General features: G+C 69.1%; 14 protein-coding genes. 8 read left to right on the top strand and 6 right to left on the bottom strand.

The genetic code is table 11. From position 1 onward, the window contains the following. Nucleotides 1-80: 80 nt before the first annotated feature. The gene (locus tag ACWDS7_RS09445) at nt 81-746 is read right to left on the bottom strand and encodes a hypothetical protein (RefSeq protein ID WP_451928863.1); all 666 of its coding nucleotides are present in this window, start codon (nt 744-746) and stop codon (nt 81-83) included. Nucleotides 747-1,042: 296 nt separating this feature from the next. Between ACWDS7_RS09445 and ACWDS7_RS09440 the strand changes: the two genes are divergently transcribed. Continuing rightward, entirely contained in the window at nt 1,043-1,735 is a 693-nt protein-coding gene (locus tag ACWDS7_RS09440) for a hemerythrin domain-containing protein (RefSeq protein WP_451928862.1), read from the top strand. A gap of 231 nt (nt 1,736-1,966) precedes the next feature. Here ACWDS7_RS09440 and ACWDS7_RS09435 read toward each other — a convergent pair whose 3' ends face one another. After that, on the bottom strand, nt 1,967-5,431 hold the full coding sequence (locus ACWDS7_RS09435; protein WP_451928861.1) for a BTAD domain-containing putative transcriptional regulator: 3,465 nt from the start codon (nt 5,429-5,431) through the stop codon (nt 1,967-1,969). A 55-nt stretch (nt 5,432-5,486) separates the two neighbouring features. Between ACWDS7_RS09435 and ACWDS7_RS09430 the strand changes: the two genes are divergently transcribed. Then, complete coding sequence (locus ACWDS7_RS09430) at nt 5,487-5,798, top strand: hypothetical protein (protein ID WP_451928860.1); 312 nt, start codon at nt 5,487-5,489, stop codon at nt 5,796-5,798. A 196-nt stretch (nt 5,799-5,994) separates the two neighbouring features. On the opposite strand, the gene ACWDS7_RS09425 is transcribed toward ACWDS7_RS09430, so the two are convergent. Beyond that, the gene (locus tag ACWDS7_RS09425) at nt 5,995-6,564 is read right to left on the bottom strand and encodes a neutral zinc metallopeptidase (protein WP_451928859.1); all 570 of its coding nucleotides are present in this window, start codon (nt 6,562-6,564) and stop codon (nt 5,995-5,997) included. A gap of 339 nt (nt 6,565-6,903) precedes the next feature. Beyond that, a complete protein-coding gene (locus ACWDS7_RS09420; protein ID WP_451928858.1) occupies nt 6,904-7,647 on the bottom strand; it encodes a hypothetical protein in 744 nt (247 codons plus the stop codon). Between the two features lie 391 nt (nt 7,648-8,038). Between ACWDS7_RS09420 and ACWDS7_RS09415 the strand changes: the two genes are divergently transcribed. Next, the gene (locus tag ACWDS7_RS09415) at nt 8,039-8,506 is read left to right on the top strand and encodes a hypothetical protein (RefSeq protein WP_451928857.1); all 468 of its coding nucleotides are present in this window, start codon (nt 8,039-8,041) and stop codon (nt 8,504-8,506) included. A gap of 225 nt (nt 8,507-8,731) precedes the next feature. Here ACWDS7_RS09415 and ACWDS7_RS09410 read toward each other — a convergent pair whose 3' ends face one another. After that, nucleotides 8,732-9,634 carry a hypothetical protein gene (locus ACWDS7_RS09410; RefSeq protein WP_451928856.1) on the bottom strand — a complete coding sequence of 301 codons (903 nt, stop codon included), beginning with the start codon at nt 9,632-9,634 and terminating at the stop codon, nt 8,732-8,734. 502 nt (nt 9,635-10,136) lie between these two features. Between ACWDS7_RS09410 and ACWDS7_RS09405 the strand changes: the two genes are divergently transcribed. The 5 genes from ACWDS7_RS09405 (at nt 10,137) to ACWDS7_RS09385 (ending at nt 15,294) form a co-directional block, all read left to right on the top strand. Further along, nucleotides 10,137-10,670, top strand: coding sequence for an RICIN domain-containing protein (locus ACWDS7_RS09405; protein ID WP_451928855.1), 534 nt, complete (start codon nt 10,137-10,139; stop codon nt 10,668-10,670). A gap of 831 nt (nt 10,671-11,501) precedes the next feature. Further along, nucleotides 11,502-11,888 carry a DUF6463 family protein gene (locus ACWDS7_RS09400; protein WP_451928887.1) on the top strand — a complete coding sequence of 129 codons (387 nt, stop codon included), beginning with the start codon at nt 11,502-11,504 and terminating at the stop codon, nt 11,886-11,888. Between the two features lie 621 nt (nt 11,889-12,509). Then, entirely contained in the window at nt 12,510-13,118 is a 609-nt protein-coding gene (locus ACWDS7_RS09395) for a hypothetical protein (protein WP_451928854.1), read from the top strand. A 350-nt stretch (nt 13,119-13,468) separates the two neighbouring features. Further along, nucleotides 13,469-14,047, top strand: a complete 579-nt coding sequence (locus ACWDS7_RS09390) for a hypothetical protein (protein ID WP_451928853.1) — start codon at nt 13,469-13,471, stop codon at nt 14,045-14,047. Between the two features lie 632 nt (nt 14,048-14,679). Further along, on the top strand, nt 14,680-15,294 hold the full coding sequence (locus ACWDS7_RS09385; protein ID WP_451928852.1) for a hypothetical protein: 615 nt from the start codon (nt 14,680-14,682) through the stop codon (nt 15,292-15,294). A 472-nt stretch (nt 15,295-15,766) separates the two neighbouring features. Here the strand turns inward: ACWDS7_RS09385 and sepF are convergent. Then, a partial coding sequence (gene sepF, locus ACWDS7_RS09380) for a cell division protein SepF (protein ID WP_451928851.1) occupies nt 15,767-16,189 on the bottom strand: 423 nt, incomplete at its 5' end.

Genomic DNA, 16,189 nt, shown 5'->3' with positions numbered 1-16,189 from the left:
CTGCGGACAGGTGTAACCATACACGCCCCGGGAGCGCGATGCGAAATCAATCGCGGCCCCGGGATCGCACCGCTCACTCGTCAGCGCCGCCGGGGACCGCGCTCGGCCCAACCGCCCTGCTCAGCGCGGCCGGAGTGCTCCGCCCGACCGGCCTGCTCGGCCCGACGGGAGTGCTCCGCCCGACGGGATTGCTCGGCCCGGCTGCCCTGCTCCGCCCGACGGGATTGCTCGGCCCGGCCCCCCTGCTCCGCCCGGCCGGCCTGCTCGGCCTGGTCGGTCCGCTCGGTCCGGTCGGCCTGCTTGGTCCGGCCCGCCTGCTCAGGCGTGGGCAGTTCCCCGATCAGCGCGCCGATGTGGTCCTCGGGCTCGGGGAAGTCGCCGGAGACGCCGAAGTGGGCGAAGTATCTCTTCCCCTTCATCCGCTGCACGCTGCCCAGCAGGACCGTCGCGGTGTACGGCTCGGTCTCGCAGTCCGGCAGGCACCAGGTCCCGGTCAGCTTGCCGGTGCCGAGCGCCGCCTGCGGCCCCCACTTGCTCCAGGTGACCTCGCTGATGGAGCTGTTCTCGGAGAGGACCAGGTCCGTCGGCCGCTGGTCGGCCCGCCCCTCCTCGGCCCCGTGGAGGTTGAACACGTAGACCGGCTCAGGGCCCCTGGGCCCGGTCCCGGCGACGGCCGCCCCGGATCCCGCGGTCGCGACGACCGTCCCGAGCACGGCGACCACTGCGGCGATGGCGCTGCTGCGCATGCCTTCCCCCCGTATCTGCGCTGTGTCTGCGCTGTGTCTGCGCTTCCTGTGCACTTGTCCCTGCGCGTCGGCAGGGCGGGGGGAGGACCTTCCGGCCAGCGGGGTGACGATCATCCGCCGGGCCGCCCTCCGAATCGTACGGCGGAGGCCGCCGAACCTGCGGGCAGGCGGCTCCGAATACTTTCCGTGGCGCGCTTGGGACATGCGGTGAGAGCGGGCGGCGCGGGACCGCTGTCCGGCAGACCCGGTCATCCGATAAGAAATCACCAAGTAAGTCATAAGCGGGCCGTCACACCATGGCCGGGCAGCAAGCCGTACCGACCGAGGAGACACCCGCGATGGCCCCCAAGACCCCCGAACTGCTGGGCTTCCAGATCACCCACCGAGCCATGCGCGGCGACGTCCGCCGGCTGGCCCGGCTGGCCACGGATCTGGCCGATGGCCGGCAGTCCGCCACCCGGGCCCGCGCCGCCGCCATCGCCGGATTCGTCACGGCGCTGTGCCATGGCATCCACCATCACCACACGATGGAGGACCAGGTGCTCTGGCCCGTCATCGAGCGGGCCGCCGGCGCCGAGGTGGACCTGCGCGACCTGAGCGACGACCACTCCGAGCTGGACCCCCTGCTGGCCGAGATCAACGGCCAGGTGACCGCGTTCGCCTCCGGCGGGGACGCCCGCGCGCTCGCCGTCTCGCTCACCCGGCTCGCCGACATGCTCGACGAGCACATCGAGGAAGAGGAGCGGCTGCTCTTCCCGATCATCACGAAGTACGTGTCCGTGGCCGACTGGAAGCGGGTCGAGGACGCCGTCCGCAAGGGCGGGAACATCAGGGTCGACCTGCCGAGGATCGAGCAGTACGCCAGGCCGGCGGAGCTCGCCAGGCTCCGCAGGCTGGCCGGCCCCGTGCTGACGGTGCTGCTCTCCCTGCTGCGCGGCGGCCACCGGCGCCGCCAACTGCTCGTCTTCGGCCCTCTCGCCGAGGTCTGAGCCGCGCCCCGGCCCGGTCCAGGGCACCGTACGGCGGGCGCGCACCGGGCGCCAGGCAGCAGGCAGCAGGGGCAACAGGCGTGGGACGCCGGAGACTAGCCACTGAGCTCCGGACACCGGACACCGGACACCGGACATCGGGCGTGGGACACCGGAGACTGAGCGCCGGACATCGGGGGTGGGACGCCGGCTGGTCACGGCCGGTGCCCAGCCGCTCCCGACGGGGCCGGGCTATCGTCCGGGCTCCGGGCACCGGTCCCCGAGTGCGGCAGCGGCCGCGGCGCGGGCCTGGGCCGCCCTGCGGGCCCAGTGCGAGGAGCCGGCCTGCTCGGCGACGCGCTCCGCCGCCGCGTAGTGGGCCGACCCGTCCCGGCCGAGCGACTCGGCGAGATCTCCCAGAACGTGCGCGACGGGCCCGATGGTGACCGACCCGGAGGAGAGACCGGCCAGCTCGCCGTCCCACGGCAGGAGCTCCCGGTAGCACCGCTCGCTCACCTCGCGGTCGCCCAGGGCGACCGCGTTCTCCGCGCGCAGCGCCATCCGTATCAGCCAGTAGTAGTCCTTCCGCGCCGCCCAGCCGGGCTCCCAGAACGTCCGGGCCTCCTCGTGCCTGCCCTCGGCGATCAGAGCCCGGACCAGCAGTTCGGAGACGTCATCCGGGATGAACCCGTACATGGCCATCATCTCCGGGATGTCCTGCGGCAGGCCGCCCACCAGCCGGGACAGGAACCGGCCCACCATGCCGATGCCGGTGGCGTTGGCGCCCCCGGTGGCGGCCATCCGCTCGGCCACCGTCGAATAGGAACGCTCCGCCCGCTCGAACTCGCCCCTGATCAGCAGGACCAGCGTGTCCAGCATCGACAGCACGCTCAGTGCCAGGCCGAGCTGGCCGCTGGTGGAGTGCTCCAGGGCCCGGTCCGCGTGATGGCGCGCGGCGGGGAGGTCGTTGCGGCCGAGGCTCACCATGTAGAGGGCGTGGTGGCCCTGCATCCGGTAGCCGGGCAGCCCGGCACGCTCGCCCAGTTCCACCAGCTCCCGGCCCACCGCCTCCAGCTCGTCACGCCGGTGCGGCGTCAGCAGGACGAAGTAGCGGGCGTTGAGCGCGAGGCAGACCAGTTCGGTACGGCCCAGCCTCCGGGCCAGTCGCAGCGCCTCGGCGCTGGACGACTCGCACACCTCGTCGTCGTGCCCCTCCAGCTCGAAGGTGAGCGTGGCCAGCAGCCGGCAACGGGCCTCGTCGCCGTCCTCGCCCCCCGTGTCCCCCGTCAGCGCCTCCCGGACCGCCGCGACGAACGCCTCGTCGATCCGGCGGTCCGGCTGGATCGACCAGGTCACCGGGGCCTCGTAGGCGGTCAGCGCGCGGATGAGCCCCGTCCCGAGCCGCCGCGCCACCGCGATCGCCCGCTCCCGGTTCTCCCTGGCGGCCATCACGTTGCCCTCGTGAGCCTGCACGCCCACCAGTCGGCAGAGCAGGTCGAACCGGCGGTGGTCGTCGGCCACGAGATCGAGCGCTCCCTGATAGAGGCCCGCCGCCTCCCGGTAGGCGTGCAGGGCCGCCGCCCGCTCCGCCGCCGCCACCGCGTACGGCACCGCCCGTCCCGCGGTGCTCGTGGTGGCCGCCGCGAGCGCGTGGTGTCCCAGGGCTGAGACGTCCCCGGGCCTGAGGCGCTCCAGCGCGCCGAGGACCCGGCCGTGCAGCCGGGTACGGCGGATGCCGGGAGTGTCCTCGTAGAGGGTCTCCCGCACGAGCACGTGGGCGAAGCGGACCCGGCCCGGCGCGGGCTCGGTCAGCAGCCCGGTCAGCACGCCCGCCTCCAGTCCGTCCAGCACCGCGTCCTCGTCGGCGCCGTCCATCGCGAGCAGCACGTCCACGTCGACGTCCCGGCCGACGATCGCCGCGTCCCTCAGCGTGGTCCGGGCCGTGGCGGGCAGCCGGGCGACCCTGCGCCGGATCAGGTCGCGCACGCCGGGCGGCAGCGCCCGGGCCGCCGGGGTCCCGTCGGTGGCGATCAGCCGCGCGGTCTCGCACACGAAGAGCGGGTTGCCGCCGGTCCGCTCCGCCACGGTGCGCGCGGTCACCGGGTCGACCTCCCGCCCCGAGCGCTCCCGCAGCAGCTGGGCCACCCCGTCGTCGCTGAGCCCGTGCAGGTCGAGGCGGTGGGTGTGCCGCCCGGTGAGGGCCGCCCAGGTCGCGCCGAGATGGTCGGCGGCCTCGGCGGGACGGTAGGTGGCAACGATCATGATCTCCGCCGCCGCGAGCCGTACCGCCAGATGGCGTAGCAGCCGCAGCGTCTCCTCGTCGGCGCGGTGCACGTCCTCCAGCACGACCAGCAGGCGCGTATCGGCCCCGGCGACCTGCGCCAGGTAGTCCTCCACCGCTCTGGCCAGCAGGAACCGCCCGGTGGCCGGGGTGTCGTCGGCCAGCAGGGGCGCCAGCCGTACCGCCACGTCGTCGGCCGGCGGCCGCTCGGCGGCCAGCCCGCGCAGGACCTCGCTCCACGCCCACGCGGGCGGCGCGCCGCCGTCCGTCTCCGGGCACCGGCCCGCGGCGGTCAGCCATCCCTGGCCCGCCAGGCTCTCCGCGAACGCCCCGGCCAGCGTGCTCTTGCCGGCTCCCGCGTCCCCGCCCAGCCACACCGTGCGCAGCCCCGCCGCCCCGGCGACGGCATGGAGCGCGGCCAGCTCCGCCGTACGGCCGATCAGCCCGCCTTCCTCGGACGTCGTCCAGGTTAGGACCCGCCCGTCGCCCTTCTGGGGGCCCCGCGGCACGGCCCGCGCCGGCCCTTGACGTACGGCCGGCGTCGGCCCAGTCGCCGTGGCCTGCCCGGTGATCCCCCCGGGCACCGGGGTCGCGGCCCGCCCGGGGACCCGGGCGGCGGCCAGGGGACCGGAGAGCACCGGCGCTTCCCGGACCGAGGAGCCGGAGACCACCGGCGCTTCCCGGCGCAGGGAGCCCGCGTGGGCCAGGATGTCCGCCTCCAGCCCGCGCAGCGCCGGCCCGGGGTCCACCCCGAGCTCACCGGCCAGGGTCTCGCGGGCCTTCCTGATCGCGGCCAGCGCGTCCGCCTGCCGCCCGGCCCGGTAGTAGGCCAGGGCGAGCAGACGCACAGCGTTCTCCCTGAGCGGGTGTGCGCGGACGTGCTGCTCAAGCTCGATCTCCGCGTTGCGTCCGAGCACCAGCCGGGCCTCCGCCCGGCACTCCACGGCGACCAGCCGCAGCTCCTCCAGGCGCGCCGTCTCCGGCTCCGCCCACTCGTCGTCGGCGAACTCCGCGTAGGCCGGGCCCTGCCACAGCGCGAGCGCCCGGTCGGCCAGGTCGAGCGCCCGCGTCCCGTCGCCCGAGGCGAGCGCCGCCGTGGCGGAGTCGACCAGACCGGGGAACACCCAGGCGTCCACCTTGCCGGGCTCCAGCCGGAGGCGGTAGCCCGGAGCGGCGCTGACCAGCACGGTGGCGGGCGTCCGGGGCGGCCGGTCGGGTTCGAGCGCCCGCCGCAGGTTGGACACGTACACCTGGAGGGCGGCCAGCGCCTTGGGCGGGGGCTGCCCCCGCCACAGGTCATCGATGAAACGATCGGTGGAGACCACATGTCCGCCCGCGGCGACCAGCCTGGCCACCACGGCCCGCTGCCGGGAGGTGCCCAGATCCACCGCACGACCGTTGATCTCCGCCTGGAGCGGACCGAGAACACGCAACATAACAGGGGCAGAGTATGCGTCCCTGATCGCCATTTGATTGACATCGAGGAGCACAATGCTGCAAGACCGGCGCAAGGAGACGATCCGGGCGCTCGACGAGAGTGACCGGCCCCACTGGTACTGGCACGGGGTGGACGACGACGGCCATGTGTGGCTGTTCGAGACCGTCATAGACGACGGCGGGGAGTATTGGCCCGTCAGGCATGCCGAGCTGGGATCGGACGGCCTCGCCCGCCGGTATTCGTGGAGTCACATCGAGGACGAGCACGGCTTCCTGGCCGAAGGCCCGATCTATCCGGACGACTTCGGCCTGAACCGGCTGACGGCGGAGGAGTTCACCACGCTGTGGAACGCGCTCAGCCGGTGAGGGCGCCCTCCTCCAACCGGTGAAGGCGCCCTCCTCGGAGTTGTCCGTACGGCCTCCCCCATACCGCTGAACACCGTGATGTCTCGCACGGGGCGCTCCCTTGCTCGTGAGCCGTGGGATCAGCCAGGCGAGCGGCATGCTGCCGGTGGGCGCGGCGCCGGCTCGCTGCCGGTGCGGGCCGCCCCGGCGGAGCGGGTCAGGACACCATGGACGGCGTGGCGGCCCATGTGTCGCAGGCGGCCGGGGAGACCGCGCGGTAGCCGCGATCGAACCAGCGGACCCGGTTGGCGCCGGTGCCGTGGGTGCGGTAGTCGCCGATGTCACCGCTGGCGCGGAGCGCACCGGACAGCGCCTCCCAGTCCTGCTCGGTACGTGGCAGAGACCGCCGCACGCTGCCCAGGAACACGCCGGACAGGCAGTCCGCCTGGAGCTCGTAGCGGCGGCCGAGCTCGGCCCGGTGGGCCCGGTCGGAGCGGGCGCGGGCCTCGTAGTCGTCCCTGATGCCGGTGAGGCTCTGCAGGTGGTGGCCGTATTCATGGGCCGCCACCTTGAGGGGATACAGATCGGTCCGGCCCTCGATCCAGCTACCGGTGAGCGGGAACACCAGCGTGGCCCGTTCCGTGCAGTAGAAGGCCGCCGCGTTGGCGGGCCAGCGCACTCCGCACACGCGCTGGGCGGGTTCTTCGTAGAAGCGGACCGTGGGCTCGCGGAACCTCAGCCCGGCGCGGGCGAAGTGAGCGGACCACAGTCCGTTTAGGCATTTCATGGACGCCGTCAGATACTCGCGCGTCCGAGGCATGCCTCCGTCGATGAGCGGCGGCTCCGGACACGATGTGGCCGCCAGCCTGCCGATCTTCAGCAACGGGTTCTTGGGCGGAGCGGCCTGCGCCACTCCGGACGGCAGGACGGCAAGGCACACGGCCACCAGGAGGGCCCATCGCGTGAGGACAGCCAGACGCCGGAGAGATCGCCGGGGGCCGGCGCCGGACAGGAGGGAGTGCATGATCGGACAGCTTAGGACTTCTGACGCGCCGGGCTGAGACCACCGGCGCGTCCGGCGGGACCACTGGCGCATCCGGCGGGTGGGGTCAACCGGTGAGTGGGGTCAACCGGCGAGGAGCGCCACGGCGTCTGGAGTGAGGCGGCCGAAGGACCCGTCGGGACGCACGAGGTTGCGGCAGCCGTCAAGCTCGGCGTACGCCTCTCTGGAGCCGGTGTCCAGCACCGCGAACCGGGTGTGGTCGCTCGGGCAGTCGGTGGCCGGCGCGCTGTCCAGAGCGGCGAGCAGGGTGCGCAGGCTGCGGCCCTTGAGGATGCGCATGGATTCGAACCTTCCCTCGATCGTGCCTCTGACCTTGTCCACGGTGCGGTAGACGCACACGCGCAGTCCCTTCGGCGCGGGATTCCACATCTGCCGCGCCTGCCGCGGTTGAGGCGGATCCGTCCGCAGCCGGGAGACGGTGAGGATCACGTCCATGTACTTGTCGCCGCAACCGGCCCGGAAGGTCTTTTCGCTCTCGATCCTCCGGACGGGCGTCGCTTTCTCGACCCGGTACGGCAGACGGCCAATGACGTCCAAGGCGGAACGGAACGGCCCCCCGCACACAGCGGTCGGCAGGTCCGGCAGCACCGCCCTGCCCGACGCGTCCACCACGACGAAGTAGTCGACCAGGAACTCCACCGTCAGGCAGTTCTGGCCGAATATCGATCTCTCGGACGGGCGACGCAGCTCGGCCGTCAGCTCGTCGGCCGCCGGACCATCGGCATGTTCCTCGATCACGACCGCCCAGCGGCCCTTGCCGGGCAGGTAGCGGGACTCCCAGCGGCAGCGGATGACCTGGACCGGCACAAAGTCATCGGGAAGCGTCTGGCGTGGCAGGGACAGATCGGGCTGTGGGCCCTTCGGGCAGGAAGCGCCGGCGACATGATCCAGACGTGTGGTCCGGTCTTCCGCGGGGTCGCATCCGGTGAGAACCATCACGGCAATCATGACGAGAGCCACGCGGACAAGGTTCACCTCTGGACCCTATTCGGGATGTGTCGTCCGTACTCTCCGATCCGCCGAGAAATACGATCAAGGACGAGACGCCCTGAGCATGTGTGATGGGATCCCTGCTGCCTGGAACGGTGATGGAGGCGGCCTCGCCGGGGAAGCTCCACGGACCGAAGAATGTCTATCCTGTGACACGTGACATAGGCCGACGTCGGATGGTGCCGTGCAGAACGCTCCCGCTGCTCCCATGGAAGCACCGCTGGAAGCACCGCCCACCAGGCGGTCTTTCTGGCGCGGCGCGAAGGGAGGCTGTCTGGCGGTGGCGCTCCTGCCGGTGATCGGGCTGTTCCTTCTCGTCAAGGTCCCCATGTGGGCCAACGATGCGAAGCTCGACAGTTTGATCAAAAGGTTCGAGAGCTACCCCTTACCACCGAAGACGTATTGGGCGGGCAATGACGCGGAGGGCTCCATCGCGCTGCGCGGCAACGGCAACCACTGCGACTACCGCGCCCGGTTCATGCTGAGTACGGAGTTGTCCGTCGACGAGCTCACGGACTACTACGACCGGGCGGACATCGCGGGTGTCGAGACCGGCCGGCCGAACGTCACGGTGTGGACCCGGCGACCGTCGAAGCGCGCGGCCTACAGCAGCCGGACGGTGATCGTGGAACTGAACGACGGCACCGGCGCGGGCTTGGACCTCCGCTGCCACTGACCTGCTCGGGCTGTCCGACCGGGTTGAGCCGGCCCTGGCTCGCCCGCACCACTCCACCGCTTGTGCGGATGACTCGCCGAGAGCTCTCTCGACCCGGTCGGGCAGAGGACGGCACCCGGCTCAGCACCCTCCTCTCCCGCCCTCCTCCCACGCCTTTCCACACCCTCCTCCCACGCCTTTCCAGGCCGCGGACGTGGCGGTCGGCCACAGGCGGACGCTGAGCGGTCATCCCCTGGGAGCTGAGTGGTCATCGCCTGGGAACTGGGCGATCACCCCCTGAAGGGTGCGACGGCGTAGCAGGAGTCCGACAGCGGCAGCGAGAGTGATGAGGAGACCGGTCGACACGAGCGCTCGCCCGTCGGGGCCGGACTCACCGCCGCCTCCGGTCGCGGCTCCCCCTGTCGGCGTCTTGAATATCCTGCCGTTTTCCTCCCCTTGGGCCGGCTCCGGGCTCGAGGTCACCGGTACGGAATCGGATGACTGATCATCCGCAGTCGCCGTGACGGCATGGGTCGCCTGTGGGTCCGGGGTCACCTGTACGGCATCGGTTGGCCGGCCGTCCGCGGAGGCGACGGTGAGGGGGTAGGTCGTCAGGGCCGCGCTGTTCTGCACCTCGCACTGGATCGACGGCCCCTTGGGCCCGGTCCCGAAGTTGATGGCGGCCGGCTTCACCGTCGCGGTGCCCGCGTCGGAGGATTCGGTCTTCAGCGGGACCACGGTCGTCGGCAGGGGAACGACCCGGCCCACGCCGAGGGTGGCGAGCTCGCCCACTCCGGTGGCGGAGGTCAACCCGGCGAGCCCGCTGATGGACGCGTACGCGTACAGCTTGGTGCCGTCGGCCAGTCCCGCGGTGGGCGCCCTCAGCGCGGTGGTGTCGTCGACGTAGGTTCCGCGCCAGCCGATGGTCATCGGCTGGCCCGTCGTAGCGTCGGCCGGCACCGTCAGCTCGACCTTGACCTTGATGTCTTGTTTCTCGGCCACGCCGGTTGTGGTGCATCGGTAATCGACGATGTCGGTGCCGACGACCGCACTCTGCCGCAGCCCGGAGACGACGGCATGCACCGGTTGGCAGAACAGGATCAGGCCGCCGACCAGGGCGGCGCCCGAGAGAATCAAGGGGATGCGCAAAACGACTCCTGTTGCGACAGACGGGGCACAGGAGAGACGGGGCGTAAAGGCGTCCGGTTGACACCATTGAGCCATTTCTGTCCCGCTGGCGCCGAATGAAGCGTTCCAGGATTAACGGAGACCGGTGTGCGCCACTCCGGCGTGGGACGGCCCCGGAAAATTCGAGTCCCTGACATCCTGCCCGCAAAGCCGTATGCCGATCTTTCCCGTCCCGCCTGGGGCGCACCTGAACAGGCGATCGGGACACGCCCCGGAGCCCTTGTACCGAACGGCGCGATGGCCGTCCGACGGGTACGGACCGAATCCGCCAAGGCGTAGACGCTGGAGTTGAAGCCACCTGGCCGCGGAATCGTCCAGTCCAGACCCGACAGCCGTCACAGCTCCGCCTCCCTGACTGGTGTCCCATTCCGCCACGCGGAGGACATGTGCGGAGAGTAATTGATCAATGACTGTCAGTCATGACATGGTGCTTGAGTCTTGATCAACTCTCTTGGGAGGCACCATGCTTGCTCGCCGTCTGCTAGCCGTCGCCGTCATCTCCGCTGCGGTGGGCACACTCACCACCCTGCCCGCCGTGGCCGCTGCGCACCGGTCCGCCGACCGTACCCCCCTGGTCGGGACCCCAATGTGCGTCGACGTCAGCAACAATCGCGGCAACGGCACCCTGATGTACCAATGGCAGTGCGACAGCAACAACGCCAACCAGAAGTTCGTCATCGAGGGCGGCCTCATCAAGGTGGAGGACACCATCGGCAAGAGCCAGGTGATGTGTCTGGACTCCTCCAACGGCCGGGCCAACGGCACCCGGGTCTACCAGTGGCAGTGCCTGGGTAACGCCAACCAGCTCTGGGTCGTCCAGAGAGGCCTGATCATCCTCAGGTCCACCCTCTACTCAGGCAACCGCCTGTGCCTGGACGCCACCAACGGCCGCGGCAACGGCACCCAGGTGTATCTGTGGCAGTGCGACCCCAGCAACACCAACCAGAAGTTCGTCATCGAAGACGGCCAGATCGTGATCAAGGACACCTTGTCCTGATCTCTGGCCACGCCCGGCACCTTCCCGATGTACTGCAGGACATCAGCGGCAGGCAGGACAGTGACCCGATTCCCCCGCGGGCCGGGGCCGAGGAACTTCCCTGCGGACCGGGGCCGAGGAACGGAGTCCCGGACCGCCGATCGCCCCACCCCGTGTGATGGCCGGCCACAGCATGGCGGTCGGCGTGTGGCACCTGTGCGGCGGCGGCGCGTCCCTGGTCCGGCGGATGCGGCTTGGTACGGCGGATGCTGTGTACGGCGGATGCTGTGTACGGCGCGCGGCCCTGACTCCCGCCGCCGTTCGCCTGAGTCCCGCCGCCGTTCGGGACCGGCCCCAGGCCGCATGCCCGGACGGCGGCGGGCGGCGGGCCGTCACCTTGATCTTCATAAGAACAGAAGGCCGGCGACGCTGAGCAGAGGGTTCTCCCTCAGGCGTGCGGCGGCCGAGGCCCCACATGGGCCGGAGCAATCCCCGGGAGGTATGGATGTTGTACGGCTCCCCTCCTCGGCGGACAGCAGTCGAAGCTCAGCCAGAAAGGCGCCGATACGGGCCCCAGAAGAGGGGATCCCGGGATCTCACAACTCGATTGTTCCTGGTGAGAGCTCAGCCACGGACTAACGCCTCCATGATCAGCACCTTCTGATCCGCAGGTCCCCGAACGATCTACATTGCCGTTCGGGGTCGGTCGACCACGGCTGCGACCGTAGGCGCCGCACCTGTGCCACTCCCCGGAACGAGGGAGCGGCATCCCCCCTGCGGGTGAGGGCACCGGACCGCGACCCAGAGAAGCTGGCAACCATGAGCTCCACACACGCGGCCCACGCATCCGCATTGTCCGCGCCCCCGAGTCGGCTCACCATCTGGGCCGGCCGAACCATGATCCTGATCGCCGTGGCGCACACCGCCGTGTTCGCCCGCCTAGCCCCCTGGTCCAGCTGGCTCGCCGGGGACCTCCGCAACCGTGCCGCGGACAGCGACTCGGTGGCAACGTTCTGGGCGCTGCCCGGTGGATTCGTCGTGGTGCTGGTGCTGCTGGGGCTACTGGTGGCGCGGGCAGGGCGGCAGGGACAACGCGTTCCCGGGTACGTCGGCTGGGTGATCCTCGCCTGGGCAGCGCTGGCCGTCAGCCTGATCGGACCGAGCGGTTTCCTTCTCGCAGTCATCCCTGCCGGGCTGCTCATTGCGGCGAACATCACCGCCGGACGACCCCGCCCCTAACGGCTCCCGCTGATCGCAAAGACGCATGCCGATCTTGCTCAACTTGCAAAGACGCAGCTCAGCACGTAGCTCGCATTCCCCCTGGCTCCCCGCATTCCCCCTGCTTCCCCTGCCCATCGGGCACGCAACGGCCCATCCCATCGGACACGCAACGGGCACGTCAGCCGCGGCGTTCGGTGGGCCGGGCTGAGGAACGGAGCCCCGGATCTTCGATCGCCCCAGCCGCCCACTGTGGCCGGCCACAGACTGGCGATCGTGAGGGCGTTCATCTGCGCGGAGCGTCATACGCACCAAACCGCATCAGCAGCTTTGGTCCTGCCCGTCCCGATCGGTTCCAGGTGGACCGACGCATCCGGCCCACCCACCTTGGAAAGGCATTGAACAGCGCTGGATTGCAACTGGAGCTGCAACTGGGCGGGCTCCTCCGACCTTCTGTTCACAAGGTCCACAAACGGTCTTCACCGGCGTTCACAGCCGTTCGCCGCCTCGTACAGCGGCGACTCCACCGTTCAATGCCGTCCGCAGCAGCCCGTCACCGTACACGCGGGTGGCTCCCAAAAGGGGCTTCCGCTTGAGTCCGCAGGACTTCTGGTCCCACACCGTGATCGATACTCTGACCCCATGGGCGACGGCGGACCATCCCTGCAACTGACGGACGTCACGACCACGTTGGACACGGCACTTACGGCCCTGAGAGCCGCAGACGCCGACCTCGATTATCGGGTGGGCGGCACCAGTGCTGCTCTCCTGCAGGGTGTCCATCTCCCGGCCGGAGACATCGACGTCCTGATGGCCCGACGAGAGGATATGGACACGTTTGCCACCGCCCTCTCAACGTTCCCTTGCCTTTACCCGGCATCCTGGATCTCGGAGGCTATGCAGTACTTCGCCAGGTACGAGATCAACGGAGTGAAGATAGAGATCAGCACCGTCGAGCGGCAAGTCGACTCGGACGGGATGGAATGCGTCGGCCCTGGCCCATGGCGGCACTACGCCGTGGTCACGTGCGGCTCTCATCGCGTCCCGGTGGTCCGCCTGGAGCTCCGGTTGGCCACGGAGGTCCTACGGGATCGACCTGATCGCTATGAACCCCTCCTCGACCACATGGGCATCCACGGATTCGATTCTGATCTTCTACAGACGGCGATGAATGCTCACCGCCTTCCAGCGGAACGCCAGCGACTGGTCCGAGATCGCCTTGCGTACTCCTCCGCCAAGCTCGACCCCTGAACCTGCGGATCACAGAAGTCGGTTCGACCAAAGGTCAGAGGCTCTGGCCTGCGGTCGCGGTGTCCGTAGACGTCCGCCGAGTTCCGCCGTCGTTCGTCCTTTTGGCTGTACTCGTAGCTGTACGACCAAGGCACTGGCTTAGGAATGGCTACGGATCTGCCTCTCTGAGCTGGACGAACAGGGGTGCAGCAGGGCAGGCCAGGTGACCGCGAGTATCCACCAGTCCCCGGTGATCGCCATTCAATCTGGCACGCAGCTGGCACGGACGGCTCCGAGAATGATCCCTTAGAATCGCAGGCCCGTTCTTGATACCGGGAGCCTCCGGCCTGCCCAGAAAGGCTGATCGTCCCGTGTTCGATGAGATCATCGCCCGTTACGACGAGATGCTGGAACGCCTCTGTCTCGACACCTTCGCGTACACAGTGACGATCCCCGACTCCGGCGTCCTCACGATCGAGGATGCCATGCGTCGTCTCGGAGCCGCCCCCGCCGCGGTTCGAGGTCTCGGGGAGCCGCACGACAGTAATCGCCTTTCCCTCTACCAGGTCGGCAGCGGCGTGGTCACCCTGGACTGGTACCCGGTCGAGCGCCAGGAGATTACCGATCGGCTCGCCGGCGATGGATTCCGGCACTGGTATCTGTGCTTCGACATCGAAGGCAACACCATCATGTACGCCCGCTATGGAGAGGCTGAGGGGTACCTCGAACATCCCGAGCCGGGATACATACCCTTCACGCCCTGGACAGATCGTTTCGGTCCCCTGAGCCCCTACACCGAGCTCCTCGTAAGTGGCTACGACAGCGAGGAGACGGAGGCGCAGGTGGACATCATCGCGGCATGCCTGGCTGTGATCGAGATGGAGAGCGGCGTATGCCTGGGCGAAGAACTGATGGACGGGCCTCATTCAGTAGTGTCGATCTCCGTGTAGAACCGTCCGGCCTGATGCTCCGGCGGCACGAGGGATCAGCGCGCTGTCTCGGTCTGGACCTTCACCACAACCACCAGGGAGTCATCGGAATGGTCCACGGTGACCTCAACCGCGCGGTCCTGATCGAACACAGACGCTCGAGTCGGAAACGTGTCCCTGACCTGGACCTTCACTCTTGGGCGGGTGAAGGGAATCGAACCTGCGCCATCAGCTTGGAAAGTCTCTAGCGAGGTTGGGTGCTGAGCTGGGAAACGCTGACCTGCGGGGGAGGGTTTTGACTGCTCGTGATTCCCCGCGAGTCCCCTTTGATCGCTGTCCTGACGGGCACGCAACGGGCATGCGATGGATAAGGGAACGCTTGCGCCTTCCGTCGCTCGGGTGCTCGGTGGGCCGGGGCTGAGGAACGAAGCTCCGGACCGTCGATCGCCCCCGGCCATGTACGGAGATCGTCAGGGCTGCGGGGGACGAGCGTAGGTTGTCAACTTAGGAGCTGCCTAGATCACGGCGGCAGGTTCGGGGAAGCGCGTGGGGCGCACCTGGCGTTCGCAGATATCAACGCGAGCTGTAACAGTCGGGCGCCGATAAGATCACGGACCTATGGGGTAAAGCCGATGCTTCTTACCCTACGAACTATGGGGCGATGGCTGAAGATCACACTGGCAGTCGTAGTCATCATGGGCGCCACGGCCTGCACGCCGCCCATAGCCGGGTCGACCGGGGTCAGCGTCGATACGGCAGGCCATCCGATCATTGTTTTGGCGTGGTGCGATGGCGCCACACCAGAGAATGTGATCGTTTCCCACGACGAACCGTATTCCGGTGTATTGGGGGCCGACGCCTTGGGCGATCATTCGAATCTTCCGAGTATCACCGCATCCACTCACTCGGTCGAGGATGCGGAGTTCAGTGCGCCAGGCCTGGACGGACAGAGTGCATCGGTACGCCTTGACGCCCCGGCCGACGGTTGGACAGCGGAACCGAAACCGCTTGTCCTAAAGCCGGGGATCACCTATAACGCATTCGGCGGCAAGGGGAGAGGCAACAGCAGGGTCAACACCTCCTGGGTCAGCTTCACGGCCGAGAGCGTGGCAAGACTCAAGCCGGGCCAAGTTCTTGTTCAGGGCGTGAAGGAGACTCCCCTGAAGACCCCAGTCAACGGGGTCGACACAGAGTTCATCTCGATAGACACGGTGATCTCCCAGGAGGAGTTTGACCGCGAGGGACAAGACCCGACCAACTGCCAATGATGGGGCCAACGGTCCTAATGATCAGGAGGCGGCGGTGCGTTGCTCGGGTCGGTGAGTGCATCGGTTGCGGCGGGTGCGCAGTGCGGCTACGGCCCGGGGCGCCGCCGGCCGGGACCGGCGCCCACGCCGCACGCCCGGACGGCGGGCGGCAGAGGCGCCAGTCTCGGCCGGTGGCGGGACTGCGGGCCGCCCGCCGTACTCACCCCACACCGCACCCACACGAACACGCCGACCGTGATGCCACGCCGCCGCACAGATGCAGTCCTACGATCACCACGTCGTGGCCGGTCGCTGTACGTGCTCGGGGGCGATCGGAGGTCCAGAGCTTCGTTCCTCAGCCCCGGCCCACCGGAATGCCATGGCAGCCGAGAATGCGTGCTTGACTGTGACCCCTCGTAGGGGCGACGAGGATCATGATGGGGGCACTGATTGCGATCGTCTTCGTGCGGCCCACACCCTCACCAGCCCAGGATCAGGACAATTCCGATGCGGTCGCTTCGACCTTCATCGCGGCTGCATTCGACTTGGCCAGCCCCGAGGGAAGCAGTAGGAAGACCTTGGGACTCAGGCGCTCCATGTCGCCACGCCGCCCGCAGATGAGACCCGCAGCGAAGTCCACGAACTGCTTTGCCTCGTCGTCCGCCACCGCCGTGAGATCCATTACGACCGGAATGCCCTCGCGAAAGTAGTGCCCCACATACAGCGCTTCGCTGTAGTCGCGTGGCTGCAACCTTTTGACGACGCCCGTTATGGTGCCCGGCTTGGCCAGTACCGAGGGCATCAGCAGGAAGACCTTGGGACTCAGACGCTCCATGTCACCACGCCGCCCGCAGATGAGACCCGCAGCGAAGTCCACGAACTGTACTGCCTCCTCGTCCGCCACCGCCGTGAGATC

The sequence above is a fragment of the Streptosporangium sp. NPDC003464 genome (genome assembly GCF_053588315.1).
The sequence above is the reverse complement of the archived record's forward strand: the minus strand, read 5'-3'. Positions and strand labels throughout refer to the sequence as shown.